Source organism: Caldibacillus debilis DSM 16016, assembly GCF_000383875.1.
GTDB classification, from domain to species: domain Bacteria; phylum Bacillota; class Bacilli; order Bacillales; family Caldibacillaceae; genus Caldibacillus; species Caldibacillus debilis.
Genome location: NZ_KB912894.1, coordinates 1 through 23,308 on the forward strand (window position 1 = coordinate 1; position 23,308 = coordinate 23,308).

Annotated in this window: 17 protein-coding genes; 9 read left to right on the forward strand and 8 right to left on the reverse strand. The window is 51.9% G+C overall.

What is annotated here, in order from left to right; all coding sequences use genetic code 11:
- Nucleotides 1-392: 392 nt before the first annotated feature.
- Nucleotides 393-1,037 carry a TVP38/TMEM64 family protein gene (locus A3EQ_RS21010; protein WP_020155391.1) on the forward strand — a complete coding sequence of 215 codons (645 nt, stop codon included), beginning with the start codon at nucleotides 393-395 and terminating at the stop codon, nucleotides 1,035-1,037.
- Between the two features lie 54 nt (nucleotides 1,038-1,091).
- Here A3EQ_RS21010 and A3EQ_RS0111835 read toward each other — a convergent pair whose 3' ends face one another.
- Nucleotides 1,092-2,216: an MFS transporter gene (locus A3EQ_RS0111835; RefSeq protein ID WP_020155392.1), complete on the reverse strand. Its 1,125-nt coding sequence runs from the start codon at nucleotides 2,214-2,216 to the stop codon at nucleotides 1,092-1,094.
- A gap of 302 nt (nucleotides 2,217-2,518) precedes the next feature.
- On the opposite strand from A3EQ_RS0111835, the gene addB reads away from it, so the two are divergent.
- Both addB and addA read left to right on the forward strand, forming a co-directional pair.
- Entirely contained in the window at nucleotides 2,519-5,992 is a 3,474-nt protein-coding gene (gene addB, locus A3EQ_RS0111845) for a helicase-exonuclease AddAB subunit AddB (protein WP_020155394.1), read from the forward strand.
- Nucleotides 5,989-9,738, forward strand: coding sequence for a helicase-exonuclease AddAB subunit AddA (gene addA / locus A3EQ_RS0111850; RefSeq protein WP_020155395.1), 3,750 nt, complete (start codon nucleotides 5,989-5,991; stop codon nucleotides 9,736-9,738). Before addB ends, addA begins: the two co-directional genes overlap by 4 nt.
- 479 nt (nucleotides 9,739-10,217) lie before the next feature.
- On the opposite strand, the gene A3EQ_RS0111860 is transcribed toward addA, so the two are convergent.
- The 6 genes from A3EQ_RS0111860 to A3EQ_RS0111885 all read right to left on the reverse strand — a co-directional run bounded on the left by A3EQ_RS0111860 (nucleotide 10,218) and on the right by A3EQ_RS0111885 (nucleotide 12,264).
- A complete protein-coding gene (locus A3EQ_RS0111860) occupies nucleotides 10,218-10,436 on the reverse strand; it encodes a spore germination protein (RefSeq protein ID WP_020155397.1) in 219 nt (72 codons plus the stop codon).
- 106 nt (nucleotides 10,437-10,542) lie between these two features.
- Nucleotides 10,543-10,941: a spore germination protein GerPE gene (locus A3EQ_RS0111865; RefSeq protein ID WP_020155398.1), complete on the reverse strand. Its 399-nt coding sequence runs from the start codon at nucleotides 10,939-10,941 to the stop codon at nucleotides 10,543-10,545.
- Complete coding sequence (locus A3EQ_RS0111870) at nucleotides 10,938-11,132, reverse strand: hypothetical protein (RefSeq protein ID WP_020155399.1); 195 nt, start codon at nucleotides 11,130-11,132, stop codon at nucleotides 10,938-10,940. Before A3EQ_RS0111870 ends, A3EQ_RS0111865 begins: the two co-directional genes overlap by 4 nt.
- Nucleotides 11,133-11,166: 34 nt before the next feature.
- Nucleotides 11,167-11,769, reverse strand: coding sequence for a spore germination protein GerPC (gene gerPC, locus A3EQ_RS0111875; RefSeq protein ID WP_020155400.1), 603 nt, complete (start codon nucleotides 11,767-11,769; stop codon nucleotides 11,167-11,169).
- Between the two features lie 37 nt (nucleotides 11,770-11,806).
- Nucleotides 11,807-12,028, reverse strand: a complete 222-nt coding sequence (locus A3EQ_RS0111880; RefSeq protein WP_026499924.1) for a spore germination protein GerPB — start codon at nucleotides 12,026-12,028, stop codon at nucleotides 11,807-11,809.
- Between the two features lie 14 nt (nucleotides 12,029-12,042).
- On the reverse strand, nucleotides 12,043-12,264 hold the full coding sequence (locus A3EQ_RS0111885; RefSeq protein WP_020155402.1) for a spore germination protein: 222 nt from the start codon (nucleotides 12,262-12,264) through the stop codon (nucleotides 12,043-12,045).
- Nucleotides 12,265-12,542: 278 nt separating this feature from the next.
- Here A3EQ_RS0111885 and A3EQ_RS21015 point away from each other — a divergent pair, with 278 nt between their 5' ends.
- The 4 genes from A3EQ_RS21015 to A3EQ_RS0111915 all read left to right on the forward strand — a co-directional run bounded on the left by A3EQ_RS21015 (nucleotide 12,543) and on the right by A3EQ_RS0111915 (nucleotide 18,587).
- Nucleotides 12,543-13,697 (forward strand): DUF418 domain-containing protein, encoded by a 1,155-nt coding sequence (locus A3EQ_RS21015; RefSeq protein ID WP_040369417.1) that lies wholly within the window; start codon nucleotides 12,543-12,545, stop codon nucleotides 13,695-13,697.
- Nucleotides 13,698-13,805: 108 nt separating this feature from the next.
- A complete protein-coding gene (locus A3EQ_RS0111895; RefSeq protein ID WP_020155404.1) occupies nucleotides 13,806-14,714 on the forward strand; it encodes a fumarylacetoacetate hydrolase family protein in 909 nt (302 codons plus the stop codon).
- A 271-nt stretch (nucleotides 14,715-14,985) separates the two neighbouring features.
- Complete coding sequence (locus A3EQ_RS0111905) at nucleotides 14,986-15,330, forward strand: YisL family protein (protein ID WP_020155406.1); 345 nt, start codon at nucleotides 14,986-14,988, stop codon at nucleotides 15,328-15,330.
- Nucleotides 15,331-15,731: 401 nt separating this feature from the next.
- On the forward strand, nucleotides 15,732-18,587 hold the full coding sequence (locus tag A3EQ_RS0111915; RefSeq protein WP_026499925.1) for a bifunctional diguanylate cyclase/phosphodiesterase: 2,856 nt from the start codon (nucleotides 15,732-15,734) through the stop codon (nucleotides 18,585-18,587).
- Between the two features lie 80 nt (nucleotides 18,588-18,667).
- Here A3EQ_RS0111915 and A3EQ_RS0111925 read toward each other — a convergent pair whose 3' ends face one another.
- Nucleotides 18,668-20,443, reverse strand: a complete 1,776-nt coding sequence (locus A3EQ_RS0111925) for a glycoside hydrolase family 13 protein (RefSeq protein ID WP_026499926.1) — start codon at nucleotides 20,441-20,443, stop codon at nucleotides 18,668-18,670.
- A gap of 213 nt (nucleotides 20,444-20,656) precedes the next feature.
- Between A3EQ_RS0111925 and A3EQ_RS0111930 the strand changes: the two genes are divergently transcribed.
- Nucleotides 20,657-21,922, forward strand: coding sequence for a sugar ABC transporter substrate-binding protein (locus A3EQ_RS0111930; protein WP_020155410.1), 1,266 nt, complete (start codon nucleotides 20,657-20,659; stop codon nucleotides 21,920-21,922).
- A 59-nt stretch (nucleotides 21,923-21,981) separates the two neighbouring features.
- The gene (locus A3EQ_RS0111935) at nucleotides 21,982-23,301 is read left to right on the forward strand and encodes a carbohydrate ABC transporter permease (RefSeq protein ID WP_020155411.1); all 1,320 of its coding nucleotides are present in this window, start codon (nucleotides 21,982-21,984) and stop codon (nucleotides 23,299-23,301) included.
- The last annotated feature ends 7 nt before the right edge of the window (nucleotides 23,302-23,308 follow it).

A 23,308-nucleotide genomic window follows, 5' to 3' on the forward strand; every position in this document is an offset into this window, starting at 1 on the left:
AAAACAGCGGGAAGCCCGGAAAATCGTAAAGATGAGCGCAATATTGCATGAGAGAACCCGGCCATCAGTCGGGGTGCGGCACGGATCGATCGCGGTATACACGTGCAATTCAAGTGCCGTAGGAAGATTGCGGAAGGTCATCCATAATGGCCAACATTACTGACACTTCCGGAATCGATTTACAGGAACTGGCAAAAACATTAGTTGTGGTGTACAAAATGAGGGCGCCTGAATTATTGATCTGATAACCATCCCGAGAAAATCTTGACACATACATGAGAAAGCGGTTGTATGCATGTTGAAACCAATCTATGTTATAATAAAATAGTTACAATTTTTTTGCAGTTTGGAACCGGAAATCAGAGGATCGAAGACGCATAAGGAGCTTTTCTATGGATTTTACATGGATTAAAGAGTTTTTCACGATGGAAAACTTGATGGAATTAATCCAAAGTTACAGGTCCTTGGGACCTCTGACGGGCATATTTCTCCCCCTTTTGGAATCCTTTTTCCCCTTTTTGCCCTTGTTTTTGTTTGTCATGGCGAACGCCAACGCCTTCGGACTTTGGTGGGGGTTTCTGTTCTCCTGGATCGGCTCGTCCGCCGGGGCGCTGCTCGTCTTTGCCTTGGTGCGCATCTACGGGCAAAAGAAGCTGCTCCGTTTTTTAAGCACCCACCACCGGGTGCAAAGGCTGATGAACTGGGTGGAGCGTCACGGTTTCGGCCCGCTGTTTCTGCTCCTTTGTTTTCCCTTTACGCCCTCGGCGGTCGTCAACGTGGTGGCCGGCCTTTCCAAGGTCAACGTGTATCAGTTTGCCCTCGCCGTCATTTCGGGGAAAATGGTGATGATCTTTACCATCAGTTTCGTCGGCCACGATATCCCTTCCCTGATCAGGCAGCCCTTGAGGACTTCCATCGTCATCGTCGTCATCGCGGTCCTGTGGTACCTGGGGAAACGGGTGGAAAACTATTTGAACGCCAAAATGGAAAAGGAGCATCGGCCCGTGAAAATCGTCAAGCGGGAAAGGATGAAGTGAAAGTCCGGACTCTTCGGGAGATCCGGGCTTTTTTGTGTGTTCCGTCCGCCGCCCTTAACGCAAATTCCTGGCGATCAAAAAATCGGCGGCAAACAGAAGGACAATGAAAAATAGCACGATTTTATAGGGAAACATGGCCGCCGCCAGCGAACCAAGAGCCGCTCCCGCCATCAATAGAAAGGAATACAAGGACAGGGCCTTGCCCCGCATCGGACCGCTTTTGTTCCCGATGAGATGAATGACCGTCGGGATCAGAAGGGAAATTCCGGAGACAAAAAAGACCGAGACAAGGCCGACGGAAAAGGCCGTTTCTGAAAAAAGGAGCATGACCGCCGCCGACCCGCTGAGGAAGATGCCGGCAAGGAGGGTGCGGGTGGCGGACACCCTACGGATGAAAATGCCGGTAAAAAGGGACAGGAAAGCCCCCGCCAATCCCAGCGCCCTGACTTGGAAAAATTTTTCCGATGAAGCGGGAAGAACGTATCCGAGGGCTTCGTAAAAGGCGACGAAGGAAAACAATAACGTGGAAACGAGGGCGTAGCATTGCGCCAATGTCCTATTCTTTAACAGCAGCGCCATTTCCCGCAAAATCCGGGAAATCCCTTCCTTATTTCCGAAAAATGAAGAGGGTGGCAGAAGGGAGACGCTTAAAAATGCAAGGATGCCGTAGGCGATGCTGAAAAATAGGTAGACGGACGTCCATCCGCCGTAATCCGCCAAAGCGAAACCGGCGATTTGGCCGAGCAGGCCCGCGCAGAGGAACCCCGCGTTGATCAAGGCCAGCCAGAAGGGGCGTTCCCGGTCCCGGAACAATTCGAAGGAATAGCTGAAGGCCGCCGGGGCAAAACTGGCCAGGGTGAATCCCTGCAGCCCGCGAAACAAATATAACTGGGCAGGGTTTTGGGCCAATGAAACGAAGAAGGTGGTGAACGCGGACAAAAACAGCCCGGCAACCATTACCTTTTTTCTTCCCGCCCGGTCCGACAACGGGCCGCAGAGGAGGAGTCCGCAGGCATAAAACAAGGTGAAGGCGGTGCTCCCGTAACCGGCTTCCTTCGCCGGGATTCCCATCGCCTTCCCTATCTCCGGATAAAGGGGGATGAGGGTGTAGATATTGGAAGTGACGAAGATCCCGATGACCACCAAAAGGATGCCGGTCAAAATCCGCCTCTTTTCCATGGGCGATCACCTCTTTTTACACTATGCGAAAAGTAAGCCGTTTGACCGCCGGAAAATTTCGTCAAAACGTTTTGGCGGGGGGAAATTTAAAACGGCGAAAAGGGGCGGGCCCTTCGCGGGACGGCTTTTTTCGAAAAAATGCGGGACCGGAATGGCCGGTCCCTCTCGTCCGCCGGAAAATCCCTTTCGCCGGCGGCAGCCTTTTCCGGGCTTATAGGCGCCGGCAAAACCGTATCCAATTGCACCGGGATGTTGTAGAATGGAAATGAGACGACAAGGGTTAGGCAAGGGAGGAGGAGAAATTGTCCGTCCGATTTGTGCTGGGACGTTCCGGAAGCGGAAAATCCGCCTTCATGATGGATGAAATCATCGGAAAAATGAAGGAGGATCCTTGGGGACGCCCCATTTTTTACATCGTTCCCGACCAAATGTCCTTTTTAACGGAATATGAATTTGCCTCCCGTTCGGAAATCCGGGGGATGGTCCGCACCCAGATTTACAGTTTCACAAGGCTCGCCTGGCGCGTGCTGCAGGAGACCGGCGGGGCGAACCGGATCCACATCCACTCGACGGGGATCGCCATGCTGATCCGGAAGATCATCAACGAAAACAGGGAGAAGCTGAAGATTTTCCGGAAAAACGCGGACAAATTCGGCTTCATCCGGCAGATGGAAAATTTGTTGACCGAATTCAAGCGGTATCTGATCGCACCCGGGGAATTGGCGGACGTGGGGGGAAGCGGGGACCTCGGGCAGAACCTGCTCGATAAGCTCCACGATCTGCACATCATTTACCGGGAATTTACGGAAGTATTGAAAAACAAATATACGGCAGCGGATGATTATTTAACCCTTCTTTCCGAAAACATCAAGGATTCGGAAATTCTGCGGGACAGCGAGGTGTATTTGGACGGTTTTTACCGGTTCACCCCGCAGGAGTATGCGGTGATCGAACAGCTGATGAAACATTGTGCGAGGGTGACGGTCGCCCTCACGCTGGACAGGCCTTGCCGGGACCGGATTCCCGATGAGTTGGATCTGTTCCGGATGACCGGCGAAACCTACGGCACGCTGTACGAAATGGCTGCGGTCAATGGCGTGCCCGTCGAAGACGATCTCGTCTTCGGGGAAACCCTCCGTTTCCGGTCGCCCGGTTTGAAATATTTGGAGGCCCATTTTGAAGAGCTGCCCCCTCCCCCTTTTCCGGAAAAACCGGATTTGGCGATCATGGAAGCCGCCAATATCCGGGCGGAGGTGGAAGGGGTGGCGCGGAAAATCATCGCCCTCGCCAGGGACGGGGGCTACCGGTTTAAGGATATGGCCATCCTTCTGAGGAACTCGCCCGCCTATCTGGAATTGATCGAGACCATTTTTAAAGATTACCGGATCCCTTTCTATATCGATCAGAAAAAAATGATGTTGAATCACCCGCTCATCGAATTCATCCGTTCCGTCCTGGAGATCGTAACCAGGAACTGGACCCATGAGGCGGTGTTTCGGGCGGTCAAGACCGACTTTTTGTTCCCGAAAGGGGCGAACCTCCCCGCGTTGAGGGAACAGATGGACGTGCTGGAAAATTATTGTTTGAGCCACGGCATCCAGGGAAAAAGATGGACGGAAGATACGCCCTTTCGGTACCGGCGGTATCGGGGGATCGATGATTTTTCCGTGCAGACGGATGAAGAGAAGGAATTGGAAAATCGATTGAACGAATGGCGGAACATGATTACCGCTCCGATCATCCGCCTGGAAAAGCGGATGCGAAGGGCTGCGAACGGCAGGGAATTATGCGAGGCGCTCTATCTTTTCCTGGAGGACTTGGACGTTCCGGAAAAGCTGGAGATGCTGCGGAAGGATGCGGAATCGTCCGGGGAGCTTCGCTTAAGCCGGGAACATGAACAGGTTTGGCCCGCCGTCATCGATCTGTTGGACCAATTTGTGGAAGTGTTGGGCGATGAACGGATGTCCCTGGAAGCCTTCGCCGAAACGATCGACAGCGGGCTGGAATCGTTGCGCTTTTCCACCGTCCCGCCGGCGCTGGACCAGGTGATCGTGGCCGACTTGGAACTTTCCCGTCTGGCGGACGTGAAAATCGCCTTTCTCATCGGGTTGAACGACGGGATTTTACCGGCCAAATTTTCCGAGGAAGGAATCCTTTCCGACGACGACCGGGAACAGCTGAGCGCCCGCGGGCTGAAAAACGCCCCGACGGGGAAGGAAAGATTGCTCGACGAGGAATTCATCGCCTACAAGGCCTTTACCACCCCGTCCGAGCGGCTGTACCTTTCTTATCCGATCGCCGACGAGGAAGGGAAGGCCCTGCTTCCTTCCCCCTACATCAAAAGAATGAAGGAAATGTTCCCGAAGGTCCGGGAAATCCCGCTGAAGAGCGAGCCGAACGAATGCCCGGAAGCGGAACAGCCGGATTATATCGTCAACTTCGATATCGCCTTATTTCATTTGACGAACGAGCTGGAACGGTACAAGCGGAGATATCCGGTCGCTCCCCTTTGGTGGGATTGTTACAACCTGATCATGGAAAGCGGGCATAAAGAGGCGGCAAAGGCCGTTCTATCCAGCCTCTTTTATGAAAACAAAGCGAAAAAACTGTCGCCGGATACGGTCAGAGATCTTTACGGGGACAAACTTTACGGCAGCATCACCCGGATGGAGCTGTACAACAGCTGCCCCTACGCCCATTTCCTGACCCACGGTTTGCGGCTGGAAAAAAGGGAGATTTTTAAGCTGGAGCTGCCGGACATCGGCCAGCTGTACCATGCCGCCCTCAAGGAAATCGGAGAAAAGGTCCGGTCCATGGACCGGACGTGGGGCTCCCTTTCCCTGGGCGAACTGGAACAAATCGTCAAGGAGACCGTCCAACGGCTGGCCCCGAAACTGCAGCATGAAATCCTCTTCAGTTCCAACCGCTATCAATATTTGAAAAGGAAGTTTGAAAAAATCTTGCTCCGCTCGGTCAAGGTGTTGCGGGAACACGCCAAGGCCAGCGTCTTTGAACCGATCGGTTTGGAGATCGCCTTCGGGCCGAAGGGGGACCTTCCCCCCGTCCGTTACCGGTTGAAGAACGGCATGAGCCTGGAGCTGGTCGGCCGGATCGACCGGGTGGACAAGGCGGAAACGGACCGGGGCGTATTTTTGCGCATCATCGATTACAAATCGGGCAGCAGGGCCTTGGACCTCGGCGAAGTGTATTACGGGCTGGCCTTGCAGATGCTGACCTATCTGGACGTGCTGCTTTCCTACTCGGAGATGCTGGTCGGAAAACCGGCCAAGCCCGCCGGCGTGTTCTATTTCCGCGTCCACAATCCTTCGGTCCGGAGCGGGAAACCCCTTTCCGACGAAGAGATCGAAAGGGAAATTTTCAAAAAGTATAAGATGGCCGGGCTGGCCTTGTCCGATCCGGAAATTATTAAGGCCATGGATCAGACGCTGACAAGCGGCGAATCGCAAATCATCGCCGCGGGGATCAAACGGGACGGCCGGCTGACGGCCAGATCGAAAACCGCCGATGAAGAGGAATTTTCCGTGATGCGCCAATACGTCCGGCGGGTGTTCCAAAAAACCGGGGAGGCGATCGCCGAAGGCAGCGTCGATATCGCCCCTTATAAAATGAACGGGGAGACCCCCTGCCAATATTGCCCCTTTCACCCGGTTTGCCAATTCGATCAAAGACTGGGCGAGAACCGGTTCCGGGTTTTAACCCCCTTGAAGCAGGACGAGGCGATGGCATTCATGAAAAGGGAGGTGGCGGATCAATGAAGGGTTCCGTGTCATGGACCAAGGATCAGGAGAAGGCGATCCGGGCCAAAGGGCAGGACATCCTGGTGGCGGCCGCGGCCGGCTCGGGGAAGACGGCGGTATTGGTCGAACGGATCATCGAGAAAATCATCGATGAAAAAGACCCGGTCAATGTCGATGAACTGCTGGTCGTCACCTTCACCAACCTTTCCGCCCAGGAAATGAGGCAAAGGATCGGGCAGGCCCTGGAAAAAAAGATCGCCGAAAATCCCGGTTCCAAATTCTTGCGCAGGCAGCTGAGTTTGTTGAACCAGGCGTCCATATCCACGATCCATTCCTTTTGTTTGGAAGTCATAAAAAAATTTTATTATTTGATCGATCTCGATCCGAATTTCCGCATTTTGGACGAAACGGAAGGGCTCCTGTTGCGGGACGAAGCCATGGACGCGGTGTTGGAGGAGGAGTACGGCAAGGAAGGCAATGAAGAATTTTTCCGCGTCGCCGACATGTTCACCGGCGACCGGAGCGACAGCGATCTGGCCGATTTGATCATGAAGCTGTACGATTTTTCCCGCGCGACTCCGAATCCTGACGCATGGCTTGCGAATTTGCCGAAGCTGTACGATGCGGGGGAAAGGGTTGACGACCTTCCCTACATCCATCACCTGATGTTTGAGGCCGAATTGCAGCTGAAGGAAGCGAAAAGGCTGTTTGGCGAATGTCTCGAACTGGCCCGGAAGCCTGGTGGCCCCCGGGTGCAGGAGGAAAATTTCCTGGCCGACCTGCAGTTGGCGGATGCGCTGCTTTCGGCGAAAAACGAATCCTTTTCCGCCCTGTACGAGGCGGTGAACGCCGCCGCGTTTACGAAACTGAAACCTTGCAAGGGGGACGAATACGACCCCGAACTGACGGAACGGGCTAAAAAATTGCGGGAAAAAGGGAAGCAGCTGATCCAAAAACTGAAAAACGAGCTGTTTTCCCGGAAACCGGAAACATTCTTGCGCGACTTGCGGGAAATGAAAAAACCCGTGGAAACCTTGGTTTCCCTCGTCCGAAAATTTGCCGAAAAGTTCGCCGCCTTGAAAAAGGAACGGGCCCTCGCCGACTTTTCCGATTTGGAACATTACTGCATGGCGATCCTGGGAAAATTCGATCCGGAGACGAACCGGCTGGAACCGACGGAAGCGGCTCTCTATTATCAAAAGAAGTTCAAGGAAGTGCTGGTCGACGAATATCAGGATACGAACATGGTTCAGGAATCCATTTTGCAGCTGGTGAAAAGGGGCGGGGAAGCCGACGGGAACCTGTTTATGGTCGGCGATGTGAAGCAGTCGATCTACCGTTTTCGTCTGGCCGAACCGAAGCTGTTTTTGGACAAATACCACCGCTTTCGCCGGAACGGGATGGAAAGCGGCCTGAAGATCGATCTGTCCCAAAATTTCCGTAGCAGAAAAGAGATTTTGGACGGCACGAATTTTATCTTTAAACAGATCATGGACGAATATGTGGGAGAAATTGCCTATGATGAAAGCGCCGAACTGAAGCCCGGGGCCGCCTATCCCCAAGATGGTCCCCATCCCGTGGAGGTCGCCCTTTTGCACACGGACGGCGGGGATGAGGAGCCGGATGCCGGGGGAAACGGGGAAGAGAACGGCAATGAAGAGGACTTGCTGGCGAGGGAGGACTTGGAACAATCCCAGCTGGAGGCGAAGTTTGTCGCCCAGACGATACGGAAACTGATCGATGAAAAACATCCCGTCTACGATCCGAAAAAGGGCGCAAGCCGGCCGGTCCAATACAGGGATATCGTCATCCTGCTCCGTTCCTTTACATGGGCCCCGCAATTTCTGGATGAGTTCAAACAATACGGCATCCCGGCTTATGCCGATTTATCCTCCGGCTATTTTCAGGCGACGGAAGTGGAGACGGTCCTTTCCTTATTGAAAATTATCGACAATCCGTTTCAGGACATTCCCCTCGCTTCCGTGCTCCGTTCGCCGATCGTGGGGCTCAGCGAGGATGACTTGGCGCGCATCCGCATCCGCTCCCCGAAGAAAAGCTTCTACGAAGCGGTGAAAACATTCTCGGAATCCGTCCCGGAGACGGACCGGGAGGAGCGGATCCATCAGACGGTCAAGGAGTTTTTGCGGCAATTATCCGGCTGGCGCAGCTACGCCCGGACCCATTCCCTTTCCGAACTGATCTGGCGCCTTTACCGGGACACGAAATATTTCGATTTCGTCGGCGGGCTTCCCGGCGGGAGGCAGCGGCGGGCGAATTTGCTTGCCCTTTTCCACCGGGCGCGGCAATACGAAGAAACTTCCTTCAGGGGCTTGTTCCGCTTTTTGCGCTTCGTCGAACGGATGACGGAGCGGGGGAATGATTTCGGGGAAGCGAAAGCCCTCGGCGAACAGGAGGATGTCGTCCGGCTGATGACGATCCATTCGAGCAAGGGCCTTGAGTTTCCCGTCGTCTTCGTCGCCGGGTTGGGCCGCTCCTTTAACATGATGGATTTAAGGAAGGATTATCTGCTTGACAAAGATTACGGTTTTGCCGTGAAGTACATGAATCCGGACAAGCAGATCACCTATCCTTCCATCTTCCAATTGGCCGTTCTAAGAAAGAAAAAATTGGAATTTATTGCCGAGGAAATGCGGATCCTTTATGTCGCCATGACGCGGGCGAAAGAGAAACTTTACTTGGTCGGTTCAACGAAGGACCTCCCCGGGCTTTTGGACCAGTGGCGGAAGCATGCCGATGAAACCGGCTGGGTTCTGGACGCCTACGACCGCTTGAACGGCAAAAGCTATTTGCACTTTATCGGCCCGTGCCTCATCCGCCACCGGGACGGGGAACCGTTGCGGGAAGAAGGACAGAAGGCGGGTAATGCGGAAGTTTACCGGCATCCGGCCGTTTTTCAAGTCTCCGTCCTTTCCCGGGAGGCGATCGAAGGCGGAGAAAATCCGCAGGAAAAGGAGCGGCCCCGTTGGCTTTCCGCGGTGAAAAATGGGGAGCCCGTTCCGGAGGAATCTTCCTACAAAAGCCGGATCGAGGCGCTGCTCCGCTGGGAATATCCCCATCGCCCGGCGACGGTTCACAACAGCAAACAATCCGTTTCCGAGCTGAAAAGGCGGAACGAACCGGCGGAAACCGGCGGGCAGGCGGCGTCCGCTTCCCCGTTCAAGCCGCTGATTTTGGAACGGCCGAAATTTTTGAAGGAAAAGAAGCTGTCTCCGGCGGAAAAAGGGACGGCCATGCATTTGGTCATGCAGCACATCGATCTGTCGAAGCCGCCGCTTAAGGAAGAGATGGAAGCACTCCTTTCGGAGATGCAGCGGAAGGAATTGCTGACGGAGGAAGAAAGAAGAAGCGTGGATACGGACGTCATCCTCGGTTTTTTCCAGACGGATCTCGGCCGGCGGCTGATCGGCGCCAAGTGGGTGAAAAGGGAACTTCCGTTCAGCCTCGCCGTCGACCCGCGGGAGATTTACCCGGACTACCCGGCCGGGGAGGACCCGGTTTTCGTTCAGGGGATCATCGATTGCCTGTTTAAGGACGAAAAGGGGCTGGTGCTCCTCGATTACAAGACCGACGCGGTCACGGGCCGTTTCCCCGATTTCCAAGCGGCGAAACCGGTGCTGCTCGCCAGGTACCGGACGCAGATCGCATGGTATAAGCGGGCGATCGAGGAAATCACCCGCGAGAAAATGGACGAATGCTATTTGTTCTTTTTTGACGGCGGCCATCTCGTGAAAGTCGATGTTTAACGGGAGGCGAACGCTTCCCCGCTTTCGGAAGGGGGCGGGCCTTCGGGCCGGTTCGGGCCCGGGGAAACCCTTACCCCCATCGGCCGTCGGCCCGGCGAGGAAAACCGGTGCAGAGCACATGGAAAAGGACCGCCCTTTTCCGGTCTCTCTCTGAAAGAGTTTGTCCGACATTCGGGCTTTACCGTGATGCCGCCGCCTTTTTCCGAATTTTCCGGAGGTGTGGGAAGGTCCGGAAACCTCGTTATCATCCGTTTTTCCGCCTTTTCCGGGATGGGGAAACCCGCAGCCTTCCCTTTTCCGCCTTGTTTTTCCTCAGCCCCGCCTTTTTGCGGATCGGGAAAACGAAAGGGCGGTTGGTCCGTTTTACGGATTGGCACTGTGAAGACCAAGGGTTTGCTAACGTTGAAATAGGCCTGGTTTATCTCCTTTAACAAATTGGATCTGGGCCCGCAAGCCGGACATGGACTTGCGAGCCCTTTTCATTGATTGGCCGTATTGGCCTGGTCCAAGACGTCTTTGTCCAACGTGCCCGTCGAGCTCAAGGCGTTATTGGTGACGATGACGGCTCCGATATTGGCGGAGCCCGATCCGTGATTGGATTTTGTGTTGGTCTTCGGGGAAATATTCAATGTGTCGCCGAAATTCACGATCCCGGAACTCACGTTCATGATTTGAATGGAACCTATGATGGACGGCATGGAAAACTTCCTTTTTCCGATTCCTCGCCGGAATCCCTCCGTTTTTCGATAAATATCCCTGACTTTTCCGACCGTGAAGGTTCAAAGAAGGTCTCCGGCTCTCCCTTTATTTTATGAAAATTTCCCCGTTCCCGTTCTTCTTGTCTTCCGATTCCAGCTGCCGGATATGTTTGATCCGGCTTTCCAAACGGGTTTGCTCGTTGCTTCCGATGTGGAGGATGGACGAAGCCGCCAGGCCGGTCACATGGACCCGGTTGACGTTGATGCTTCCCCTTTCCTGCCGGGTGAGAAGAGGGACGGGTGAGATCTCCGGGAACCGGATCCGATGTCGGAAAACGGGATAGGCGGAAAAATTTCCTTCGCTTCCGAAGAACAGTTCTTTCTCCCGCTGGACGGCGATGGCCCGGGAACAACCGTCAATCACCATCGAGTCGCCGATCTGGAGCAGGGAACTGAAGGAAATCGTTTCCACGAGAACGGAATGGACCCGGGAAACCCGTTTCATCCTTCCCTTCCGCCTTCCAGGGGAAGGGGGAGGAAGGGACCGTTGATGAAGGATTCCTTCGGCGTATCGAAAAAGGATGCCAGTTGGATGCTGGAGGCATCGCCGATCAGGACGAGGGAGGAATTGGTTGCGGCGGTCATTTTGATTTCCCCGACTATCAGTTCGCCGTTGGTGACTGTCAATGAGAACAAGGGCATCCCTCCTTTTTCTGAAATGATGGAACATTTAAGGATTGCGGAAAGCCGACAAAAAGGCGTAGACGCCCCGGTTGATGTCCGCGGCGATCTGCTCCCGTATTTGTTTTTCCAATTCCGCTTCAGGGAGTTCTCCGTGTTTTTGCCGAAAAGATTGCAAATAAGAATCGATTTGTCCCCGCAATTGCCGCCGGATATCCTCACGGATAAATTTTGTCATGGACGGATCGGTTTCCATTTGCAGCTGTTTTGTTGCCTTTTCCACGATGGTCTCCAATTGTTCATCCAGGAAGGCGTTGACGCTTTTCTCGATCCTTTCCGTCATTTCCCGGTCTTCCCTCGTTTTTTCCGGGTCTTTTCCAACGAAGGGGGGAAGGTTTCCGAGGAGGAGCTCATCCGTATTTTGCAGGTCGTTGGGATTCAAACCGATGGTCAGCGTGCCTTCCAGCCGTTCGATTTTTAATTGATCGAAATGGTAGTCGATTTTGTCGATGTGGACGGGCGGCCGGCCGGAAAGATCGGAAAGTTGGGATTTCATCCTCCCGATTTCCTTCTCCAGTTCCTTCATTTTTTGTTCCTGGCTTTTGATGTAGGCATGCAATTGATGGATGTATTGGATGATTTCCCTTGACAAGGATGAACACCGCCTTGTTATGATTATGACAAAACCTTTATCCCGACGGCTGCAGCGGAACGGAAGTCGTTTCGATTTCCTTCGATACATAACCCGGATGCTTCGCCTCGGGAACGGGGGCCGCGAACATGCCCGTGTTGGCCAATCGGGCCGAGGAATGGATAATCCCGCTCGTTCCGATCTGCAAAAGCGAGGAATTGATGATGTTGCCGACGCGCAGCACATTGATATGGATCGACTGATGCACATAGAGGGCCATTTTTTCACCGCCGTTCAAGCATTCAATAAATGGGTTTGGTCTTTAAAATCCCTGTCGAACGTATTCGTCCGGCTCAGATGGTTGTATACGAGAATCCGTTCGCCCGTGTTGAAGGACCCTGCTCCGGAAAAGGTTTTTACATTGGACAGGGGAGAGACCCGATAGACATCGCCGATATGGAAAATACCGCTGGAACCGATGCTGTTCACCTGAACGATGCCGACGATTGCGGGCACATGCTCACATCCTTACGGGTTTTCTTTTTTATTGTATGCCGGTCATCCGGCAATGTGATAGGAAGGGCCGGGAGTTCCTTGGGGCGGCGGGAGGGATGGCCTGCGGGGGGATTTCCAAAGGCCGGAAGCGGCGGAGTTTTTCCCCGGAGGTGTGGGAAGGACGCCCCGCAAAGGAGAGCCATGTCCCTTTTTTTGCGCGACTTTCCGGCAACAAACGGCTTTCCGGCGGAACGAAAGGAAATTTTACCCGGGACGGGAGGAGGATCGGTCTGGAAGATATGGTTTCACATCAAAAGGAAAGGATCTTTTTCATCGATGCGCTGCGGGGGGTGTGCCTGCTCGGGATCTTTGCGGTGAACATGCTGGATTTTCAGATGCCTTATTTGTATATGAATCCCCTTGATGCCGCGGAAACTTTCGCCGACCGGGCGGTTTATATTTTCATTGACGTGTTCGCCCAGTCGAGTTTCTATCCTTTATTCGCCTTTCTTTTCGGCTACGGGATGGTCCTGATCAGCGAAAAGGCGGAGGCAAAGGGGGTGAATTCCCGGCCGGTGCTCACCCGCAGGCTTGCGTTCTTGTTGCTGCTCGGCTTGCTTCACGCCTTTTTCCTTTGGACGGGGGATATTTTGGCCGGCTACGCCCTGTGCGGATTCCTCCTTTTGCCCTTTTTGCGGCGGCCGGGGAAAAAATTGTTAAAAACGGCGGGGATCTTATACCTCGCGCCGAATTTGCTGATCGCCGCGCTGACCCTGTTGTCGGGGCTTGCTGCGAAGGATCTGGCCGAACCGGAAAAGGCGGAGAAGGCCCTGCACATTTACGGGAACGGCTCCTTTTTGGAAATCACCCGCTACCGGGTGTCGGAGTGGGCGGAGATCCATCACCCCTGGAATCTCCTTGTCATGCTGTTCATGATTTTCCCCTTTTTGTTGGCCGGGGCGGGATTTGCCAAAGAAGGACGCCTGGCCGGCGGCCGGCGCCTGTTTTCCTATTACCGGAAGCGGTTTGCTTTTGCCCTTCCGGCGGGGCTTGTCTTGAAGACCCTCCCTTATTGGGCGGGAGAAACCGCGGGCAACGTCTACATCCAGGACGTATTCGGCGGTCCGCTGTTGTCCATGGCCTTCCTGGCGGGCCTCTACTTGGCGGTGAACAGCGGATACGGGAAAAAGGTGTTTGCCGCCTTTTCTTGCGCCGGGAGAATGTCTTTGACCAATTATTTGTTCCAGTCGTTGGTTTGCACGACGATTTTTTACGGGTACGGTTTTTCCCTCTACGGAAAGGTGTCCATCGCCGCCGCCTTTTCCGCGGTCATCGCCCTTTTCGCCGTGCAGGTCTTGATCAGCCGGCTTTGGCTGAGAAGATTTTCCCGCGGACCGTCGGAGTGGCTTTGGCGGAAAGTTTACTGGACACGGGGCTCCCGTACGGCGGGATGAACAGGAAAGAGCGAAGGGGTCCGCAGACGCCGTCCCTTTGTGCGGGGGCTCAAAGGGGCGGGCGCTGCTTCATATTCATGCCTATTTTGGGAAAGGGGATGGAGGAAAATGAAATTTTTAACGGCAACCGCCGCGGGAAAAGGGACGTTTCTCGGCCTGGCGCTTGAAAATGGCCGAGAAATCGTTCCGGTGTCGGATTTGGAACGATTCCTTGATCCGGCGGCGGCATTTCCGAAAACGATGCTCGAATTGATTGAAAAGGAAGATCAATTTTTGCCCAAAATTGCCGAGGCCTGCAGCAGGGCGGAACAGGAAGGGGCTTTAAAAAATTTCGCCGTCAGGACGGACGAAGTCCGGTTTTTGCCGCCCCACGTTCCCCGGAAAAATATTTTTTGCGTCGGGAAAAATTACCGGGAGCACGCCTTGGAAATGGGCGGAGAAGAAAGCGTTCCGGAGGCGCTGATCGTCTTCACCAAGGCCCCGACGGCGCTGATCGGCCACCGGGAAACCGTTCCCGCCCACGGGGATTTGACCGGCTGCCTCGATTACGAAGGGGAGCTGGCCGTCGTCATCGGGAAAAGGGGGCGAAAGATCCGGAAGGAAGCGGCCGCTTCCCATATTTTCGGCTACACGATCGTGAATGATGTTACGGCCCGGGACTTGCAAAAAAAGCACCGGCAGTTTTTCCTCGGGAAAAGTTTGGACGGTTCTTGCCCGATCGGCCCCTGGATCGTCCACCGTTCGGCGGTTGAAGATCCTTCCCGGCTGCGGATCGAAACGAGGGTGAACGGGGAGTTGCGGCAAAAGGCGCGTGCGGGGGAGATGATTTTTTCCATCGATGAGATCATCGCGGAAATATCCAGGGGGATCACTTTGGAGCCCGGAGACATCATCGCGACGGGAACCCCAAGCGGCGTCGGCAGCGGGTTCCGGCCCCCGAAATTCCTGCGCCCGGGTGATTGGATCGAAGTTTCGATCGACGGGATCGGCGTCCTGCAAAACCGGGTGGGGGAATGAAGATCCGCCCGGCGGCATCAGACGGGGTCGGCTGGATGCAAACCGTCGATAAGCGGTCCGCAAACGCCTTTGCCGGACAGCCGGCGGGGACGGCGGGAGGAAGCGGGATCCCGGGGACGGGAGGGAGATTCCCCGGATTTCGGGACCGGCGGACGCGGGCTCCGGATCCGGAGGAAAAAGGCCGTTCCCCGGCGTGAAGCGCAATCAATGGGAAAATTCGGCAGACTATGATATGATGATTTAATAAAAAGCTTGTCTAAGGAGGTATCGTATGCTGATCGCACATGCGTCCAGCTGGGCCGTTGCCCTCGTCCTGTTCGTGACCGCCTGGATTTTATTAAATAAGGGGAAGGCCCGGCCTGCGAAAGCGGTCCAGATGGTCCTCAGGCTGTTTTATCTGCTGACTTTTGCCACCGGGGTGTACATCCTTTTTCGAATCGATCCGACTCCCCTTTATTACGTTAAGGCGGTCGTGGGCATCATCGTCATTTCCTTGATGGAAATGGTTTTAGTGAAAAAGGAAAAAAATCAGCCGGCGGGAACCGTATCCGCCCTGTTTGCCGTTTTTCTGGCGGTTGTTTTGTATCTGGGATACAAACTCCCCCTCTCCATGTAGTTCCGCACCGCGGCATGCCGGAAACAGGGAGGCCGGAATCGGGCCGATCCGCCTCTCCTTGCGGAGCATGCCGGAAGATGAGCAGGCTGCCCTCTCCGAAAGCGGATGTCTTCCTTTTTTCCGGAAGATCTCCGTTTTCCCGACGGACGGCTTTATTGCATTTTCCTTCCCTTTCCCGCCCTTCGTGGACCCCGCTCTTATCGGATCCGCGAAAGACGGCGGGGGAAGGCGGTTGATCCGGCGGATTGTTGGAGCGTTGAAGGAATACTATAAATCGGAATATACGAATCTGAAATACTTAAAATCTGTCAAAGGCAGGACCTTGTCAGAAATTGTCGAATTTATTATTATTAAAATGTGACCCTTATTTTCACGCATAGAGATAAAGAGCGGGTGATAATTTGGCGCAGTCGTACAGTGTCGAGTACAGAGACAAGGAACAGTTGCAAAATTTTTTGGCGGAAAAAAGGATCCTTAACAATGACCGGCTCTTCTTGCAAGTTTTTTTCGGATCCCGGGACGCGGAAAAAATAAAAGAATTCCAGGGGGTAATGAGGGAATTATTGCCGGATTGCCATTTGATCGGCTGCACGGCCGAATACGGGATCATTCAGGGGAAGATCGAAAAATGTCCGGTTTTTATCAGTTTCACCCAATTTATACATACGAAGATTGAAACCTGTCTGCTCGAGCCAGGCATGGAACCCTTTGGCCGACCTTCGGAAGACTTAAAGGGTTTGATCGTTCTCGCCGCGGGATCGGGAAGCCGGAAAGAGAACATCGGACAATTGCGAAAGATTGTGGAAAACCGGGAGATCAAGCTGGCCGGCGGGATTGCCGGAGGAGAAGAGGGCGCCCTTGTCTTCACGAAGGACCGGATTTCCGAAAATGGGATGGCCATCGCGGGATTTTTTAATCCGGAATTCAGAATCCGCTGCTACGACAATATTTCCTGGAAAGAAATCGGACCGATCTTTGCCGTCACGGAAGCGGAAGGGAACCGGGTCCTTTCCATCAACGGGATAAAGCCTGCCCAATATTTTGAAAAATATTTCAGTACATATTTTACAGAAAATTTGCTTGAAGCCGGCCCGGAATTTCCTTTTCTGTCCCTTAAGAGCGGGGGACGGGAGTACCGCTACTTGGTCCGGCTTCACGATGACGGAACGGCCACTTTTAATGATGCCGTATCGAAAAACGACAAGTTTACCATTGTTTATCCCGATATCGCCAAGCTGGTCGAGCAGGGAAGAGAAATGACGGGGGAGATGGCCGATTTTGCCCCGGAAGGGCTGTTCGTTTATTGCTGTAAGCGCCGTTATCATTTTTTGAAACGGTTTACTTCCGAAGAGGTGGACAATTTCCAATGGCTCGCCCCGGCCAACGGTTTTCTTTCCCGCGGGGAATTGACCGACGAATATTTGCGAAAGGGAAAGATCGGAAGCTTTACCTGCGTTGCCTTCGGCTTTTCCGAAGGGGAGAGGAAGCCGCCGGAAAAAAGGCCGCCGATCCGCTACTCGATTTCGTCGGGGATGCAATCCCGGATCATTTTGACCAAGCTGATGGAGGAATCGAAAAAGGATCTGCTGAAGCTCCATCACGAACTCGACTACTCGCACCAATACTTCAAATCCCTTTTCGACAACAATTCCGATATCGTTTTCGCCACCGACCCAAAAGGCAATATCGTGCGGTTTAACCGGGCGTTCAAAGAGGCCTTCGGCGATGAGCAGTTCATCGGAAAACCGGCCGTTTTATTTGTCCAGCCCAAGGACGTGGGTATGGTGAAACGGGCTTTTGTCCGGACGATGAAAGGAAAGGAGCAGACGTACCAGCTCGAACTGCCTGTAAAATCGGGGGAAATCCAGCTGTTCCAAATCCTCAATATCCCGATCATCGTAAACGGGGAGACGGCCGGCATCTTCGTTTTCGCCCGGAACATTACCGAGAACAAGAAGTATGAGGAAAAGATATTGCAGCTGGCTTATTACGACCGGAGCACCGGCCTGCCGAACCGGGAAAAAATAACCGAAATGGTGAAGGAAGCCGTCGAGAAAAGGGAAAGGTTTGCCGTCATGTTTATCGACGTGGACCGTTTCAAGATTATCAACGACAGTTTCGGCCATGATATCGGCGATCAGGTGCTCGTCGAACTTGCCCGGCGGCTGAATTCCATTTTGCCGGAAAACGGCATCCTTGCCCGCTTTGGCGGCGACAAGTTTACCATTCTCCTGAAGAATGAGACGGAAACGAAAAACATCATCAGGCTGGCCGGCGCCATCAAAAAAATTACCGATCGCCCGATCGTTTTTGATTCCCATGAGATCTATTTGTCCATCAGCATGGGGGTCAGCTTTTACCCTCACGACGCGAAGGATCACCAGCTTCTGTTGAAATATGCCGACATCGCCATGAATCGGGCCAAAAGGATGGACGGCACAAAGCTGATGTTTTTTTCCAATGAGATGAATGACCAGATTCAAAAGCGCTTCGAGCTGGAAAGCTATTTGCGGCGGGCCATCGAAAAAAATGAGCTGTTTTTGTGCTACCAGCCCTTTATCGACCTGCAAACGAACCGGATCATCGGCTGTGAGGCGCTGATTCGCTGGAACCACCCGGTGATCGGCACGATTCCCCCGATGGAGTTTATTCCGATCGCGGAGGAAACGGGGATCATCCACGAAATCGGCAGATGGGTGTTGAATGAGGCCTGCCGGGCGGCCAAAACCTGGATGGATCAGGGATTCGGGGAGCTGATCATGGCCGTCAACGTTTCCGCCCAGCAGATCCAGCATCCCCACTTCCTGGATTATGTAAATGAGGCCCTCCGCCGGTCGGGCCTGGATCCGAAATACCTGCATTTGGAAATCACGGAAAGCGTCATGCTCTTCAATCTGGAGCACACGAAAAAGGTCTTCAATTCCCTGCAGGATCTCGGCGTGAAAATGTCGATCGACGACTTTGGCACCGGGTATTCTTCCTTAAGCTATTTAAGAAATCTGCCGATCAATTTGTTGAAAATCGACCGCTCCTTCATCAACAATCTGCATTGCGACCGGTTTGACCGGACCTTGGTTCAGGCGATCATCACGATCGGCACGGGATTGTCCATGAAGATCGTCGCGGAAGGGGTCGAAACCCTGGAACAGATCAAGGTTTTAAAAGATTTGCGGTGCCACTACGCCCAGGGGTACTACATTGAAAAACCGCTGACCGAAGACAAGCTCCTTGAACGGTTAAAAAAGGAAAGGCGATGAGATCTTCCATATCGAAGGAAAAGCCAAACCCCGGAGGTCTGGCTTTTCCTTTTTTTCTGGTTCCAAAATCGAAGACGCCTTTATTTTTTTTGGAAGAGGAAAAATTTGAATCCGAATGGGCCGATATCGGCCGGAAATTGTGATTCTTCGATCTTTTCCTTCTTATTTTCCCAAAGATCAGTATATTCTCTTTCCACTTGATCGAAGGGAATGTCTAACAATAGGCGGACCGGTTTTTCAGAGCGGTTCATTGCGGCAACCAGCAATTCCCTCTCGTTTTCTTTATGGAAAATCACTTGCTCTGTGTCTTCTTTCAGTTCCGGAAAGGAAATTGCCCCGTCGTTGGCCATAATCGGATGGGTTTTCCGCAGTTGAATCAATTTTTTTACGGTCCGGTATAGATCCAAGTTTTGTTTTCTCGGGTCCCATTCCATGCATTTCCGGCAACCGGGGTCGTTTTCTCCCGTCAGACCGATTTCATCGCCGTAATAAATACAAGGAGAACCCGGAAAACTGAGAAGAAAGGCGAAAAGCAGCTTAACCTTTCCCTGATGGAAACCGGCGATGTTTTGAATTCTTGCGGTGTCATGGCTGCCCAATAAATTAAAAGCGAAATGATTAATATATTCAGGATAGGAAAAAAGGACCTGTTGGATCATTTCCGAAAATGTCTTTCCATCGATTTTTTCTTCGGCAAAAAATTGCAACGCTCCTTTGGAAAAAGGATAGTTCATGACGGCGTCAAACTGATCGCCTCCGAGCCATGGCATGGCATCATGCCAAATTTCTCCTAAAATATATACATCCTTTTTGACCCTGCGTACGGCCTTTCGAAATTCCCGCCAAAATTGATGGCTGACCTCATTTGCCACATCCAGCCGCCATCCGTCAATATCAAATTCTTTCACCCAATATTGGCCTACTTCCAGCAAATACTTCCTTACTTCTTTATTTTCCGTATTCAACTTAGGCATGAAGGGTGTAAAGGCGAAAGTATCATAATTGGGATGAGGTTCCGTTTGAACCGGAAATTCGCGGATGAAAAACCAGTCTTTGTATTTGGAACGTTCACCGTTTTTTAACACGTCCTGGAAAGGAGGGAAGTAGAAGCCGCAGTGGTTAAACACGGCGTCCAACATGATACGGATTCCTCTCCGATGGCATTCGTCGACCAATCGTTTAAAGGTTTTCTTGTCGCCAAATTGGGGATCAATTTCAAAATAATCAATCGTGTCGTATTTATGATTGGAAGCGGCTTTGAATATCGGAGTAAGATAGATGCCGTTTATGCCAAGGTCCGATAAGTAGTCCAGTTTTCCAATGATTCCTTCTAAGTCTCCGCCGAAAAAATTGTCGCTCGCCGGTTCCGCGCTTGCCCAAGGCAAAGTGCCAGGCGGATCGTTTTCTTTGTTTCCGTTGGCAAACCGTTCAGGAAAAATTTGATACCAAACCGTATTTTTCACCCATTCCGGGGCTTGAAACAAATCTTCACCGTTAATGAAGGGAAAACAAAAGAAATTCGCAATATCTTCATCGGGAACGCGATCAAAAAAACCCTTTTCCCCATAAAAAATCTTCTGTTTTGTCGAGTGAATTTCAAATCCGTATCGGAGACGGCGGTATGGAGGCGTAACCGCAAGAAACCAATAGTCAAAAAGGGCATCATTGCCAATTTTCTTCATCTTTTCCCTTTTCGTCATCCATTTTCCCTGTTCCCATCCGTAAGGGTCTCCATAAATCAGGAATACCGTTTCCGCATCCCCCTTTTTTGTCCGTAAACGGATGTGAACGGTTTTTTCATCGAATGCGTAGGCGAATTCATTTTTCGGGCGGTGGTAGATAGCTTCTTTCAGCATCATCTTTCTCCTTTCATGACAAACGTTTGCACACATCATATAAATCCATTATAAATGGAAACGTTATCATTATCAATTTTTTTGTAATATTTTTAGTTTGATTAATAGATTTAGTAACAAATTTTTAAAAGAAAACGGTTGCATAAACAACATCCCCCCGTTATAATGAAAAATGGATGTGCAAACGATTTCATAAAAATAAGGGGTGAAAAAATGAAAAAATCGGTATCTTTGTTGATTATGGCCGTATTGTTGGTGGGATTATTGGCTGGCTGCGGACCAAAACGGGAAAGCGAGAGGAGCTCAGGCGGGGAAACGGAAACAGGAGAAGCGTCCAAACCCGATAAGCTTGTCGTATGGGTCAACAATGAAGAGCAGCAGAAAAAGGCGTTTAAGGAAATTTTTGATGCATATACGGAGAAAACCGGCATTACCGTGGAAATGGTCGCCGTAAACATGCTGGATCAGGTGAAGAATTTGGCGTTGGACGGCCCTGCCGGCAAGGGTCCGGACATCTTTTTCCAACCGCACGACCGGATTGGTGATATTGTCATGCAGGGTCTTGCCGAACCGGTCAATATTGACGACGTAAAAAGCAGTTATTCGGAAACGGCCATTTCGGCGGTGACCTACGATGGGAAGATTTACGGCGTACCCCAAGTCATTGAAACTTACGGTCTTTACTACAATAAGGACAGGGTGAAAGAACCTCCGAAGACTTTGGAGGAGCTGCAAAAGATCGCCGCTGAACAAACGAATCCAAGCAAAAAAGAATACGGATTTTTGATGGAAGGGGCAAACCTTTATTTCGTATGGCCGCTGTTTGCCAACAACGGTTCTTACGTGTTCAAGCGTTCCGATGACGGCAGCTACGACGCCGAAGATATCGGACTGGCCAATGAAGGGGCAAAAAAGGCGGGACAAATCATTCAATCCTGGTTTAAGCAAAAACAAATCCCCGTCGGCATCAATCCGGATGTCATGAACGGATTGTTCCAGGATAAAAAGGTAAGCGTTGTCATCAACGGGCCGTGGATTCTTCCCGATTATAAACAGGCGTTGGGAGACAAACTGGGCGTTGCCATCCTCCCGGAAATCAATGGGGAAAAGGCCAAATCCTTTGTCGGCGTGAAATCCTGGATGCTGTCTTCTTTCTCCGAAAACAAAGAATGGGCCGTTGATTTGATGAAATTCATTACGAATAAGGAAAACTCGCTGAAATACTTCCAAACTGCCGGAGAAATGCCGGCCAACCAGGAAGCGTTGAATGATCCGACAGTAAAAGATGATCCATATATCGGTCCATTTGCCGAACAAACCCAATATGGCGAACCGATGCCCAGCATTCCGGAAATGCAACAGGTTTGGGAGCCGTACAATAAAGCGCTCGAATTGCTGTCCAAAGGTGAAGATTTGGGCGTTCTGGACGAAGCGGTAAAGCAAATTAAGGACAATATCAAGGCAAGCGGAGGGAAATAAACGTATATGGGTGGCAGGGGTTTTCCTGTCCACCTGTTCTGTAAGAGGAGGCAAGCGGTATGAACGGGGAAATGGAATTAAAAAAAGGGGAATTGCCGAAACCCGGGAGGGCGGCTAAACATCGTCCAAGATTAGCGATGATTTTATCCATTCTTTACGCCGGATTGGGTCAGATCTACAACAAGAGATACGGAAAGGGGATCCTGCTCGTCATTATTGAAACCGCCTTCCTTGTCACCTTCTGGGATTATTTAAACATCGGTTTTTGGGGGCTTGTAACCCTTGGAGAAATTCCTATGGTGGATCATTCCATTTTTTTGCTGATCCAGGGATTAATATCGCTCCTTTTGGTCGGCTTTGCCTTGACGATCTATGTCATTAATATCCGGGACGCTTACAAGGAAGCACAGGAAATCGTTGAAGGAAAAAGGCGGCCGACATGGAAGGAGGCGATCAAGCATTCCTGGGATGTGGGCTTTCCCTATATTTTTCTTACGCCGGGCCTCATCATGCTCTTGTTTATTGTCGTGCTGCCAATCATGTTTATGGTTGCCCTGGCCTTTACAAACTACAACCTTTATCACTCGCCGCCAAGAAAATTGTTGGATTGGGTCGGCTTTGAAAACTTTCTTAACCTCGTGAAGGTGCCGATATGGCAGGACACCTTTTTCAGTGTTTTGTCGTGGACGATCGTTTGGACGTTGGTCGCCACCACTTTGCAAATTGCGTTGGGGCTGTTTTTGGCGGTCCTGGTCAATGACCCCCGCATCAAGTTTAAAAAATTGATCCGAACGATATTAATTCTGCCATGGGCGGTTCCATCCTTCGTTACGATTTTGATCTTTGCGGCGATGTTTAACGACGAATTCGGGGCCATTAACCGGGATGTTCTTGGTCCGTTGGGTTTGTCGTTTCCTTGGATGAACGATCCTTTCTATACGAAACTGGCCCTGATATTCATTCAAACATGGCTCGGCTTTCCTTTTGTATTTGCGCTTTTTACAGGGGTTTTGCAAAGTATTTCGAAAGATTGGTATGAAGCCGCCGAAATGGACGGTGGCACCCGCTGGCAAAAATTCCGCTACATTACATTGCCCCACGTTCTATACGCCACGGCCCCTTTATTAATCATGCAATATACGGGGAACTTTAATAACTTTAACATCATTTATTTGTTCAATGAAGGAGGACCGGCCGTCAGGGGGCAAACAGCGGGGGGAACGGACATCCTGATTTCTTGGGTATACAAACTGACGTTCCAGACGAACAATTACAACATGGCAGCCGCCATCTCCCTAATCATTGGATTAATCGTTTGCGGTTTTGCCTTTTTCCAATTCCGGCGGACCCGTTCGTTTAAAGAGGAGGGGAATATTTGATGAAATT

What these genes read in the sequence shown, in the direction of transcription:
- A3EQ_RS0111835 (WP_020155392.1), bottom strand. Translation starts at nt 2,216, where the DNA reads ATGGAAAAGAGGCGGATTTTGACCGGCATCCTTTTGGTGGTCATCGGG.
- A3EQ_RS0111925 (WP_026499926.1), bottom strand. Translation starts at nt 20,443, where the DNA reads ATGCTGAAAGAAGCTATCTACCACCGCCCGAAAAATGAATTCGCCTAC.
- A3EQ_RS0111880 (WP_026499924.1), bottom strand. Translation starts at nt 12,028, where the DNA reads ATGGCCCTCTATGTGCATCAGTCGATCCATATCAATGTGCTGCGCGTC.
- A3EQ_RS21010 (WP_020155391.1), top strand. Translation starts at nt 393, where the DNA reads ATGGATTTTACATGGATTAAAGAGTTTTTCACGATGGAAAACTTGATG.
- A3EQ_RS0111860 (WP_020155397.1), bottom strand. Translation starts at nt 10,436, where the DNA reads ATGCCGTCCATCATAGGTTCCATTCAAATCATGAACGTGAGTTCCGGG.
- A3EQ_RS21015 (WP_040369417.1), top strand. Translation starts at nt 12,543, where the DNA reads ATGGTTTCACATCAAAAGGAAAGGATCTTTTTCATCGATGCGCTGCGG.
- addA (WP_020155395.1), top strand. Translation starts at nt 5,989, where the DNA reads ATGAAGGGTTCCGTGTCATGGACCAAGGATCAGGAGAAGGCGATCCGG.
- A3EQ_RS0111865 (WP_020155398.1), bottom strand. Translation starts at nt 10,941, where the DNA reads ATGAAACGGGTTTCCCGGGTCCATTCCGTTCTCGTGGAAACGATTTCC.
- A3EQ_RS0111895 (WP_020155404.1), top strand. Translation starts at nt 13,806, where the DNA reads ATGAAATTTTTAACGGCAACCGCCGCGGGAAAAGGGACGTTTCTCGGC.
- A3EQ_RS0111905 (WP_020155406.1), top strand. Translation starts at nt 14,986, where the DNA reads ATGCTGATCGCACATGCGTCCAGCTGGGCCGTTGCCCTCGTCCTGTTC.
- A3EQ_RS0111930 (WP_020155410.1), top strand. Translation starts at nt 20,657, where the DNA reads ATGAAAAAATCGGTATCTTTGTTGATTATGGCCGTATTGTTGGTGGGA.
- A3EQ_RS0111935 (WP_020155411.1), top strand. Translation starts at nt 21,982, where the DNA reads ATGAACGGGGAAATGGAATTAAAAAAAGGGGAATTGCCGAAACCCGGG.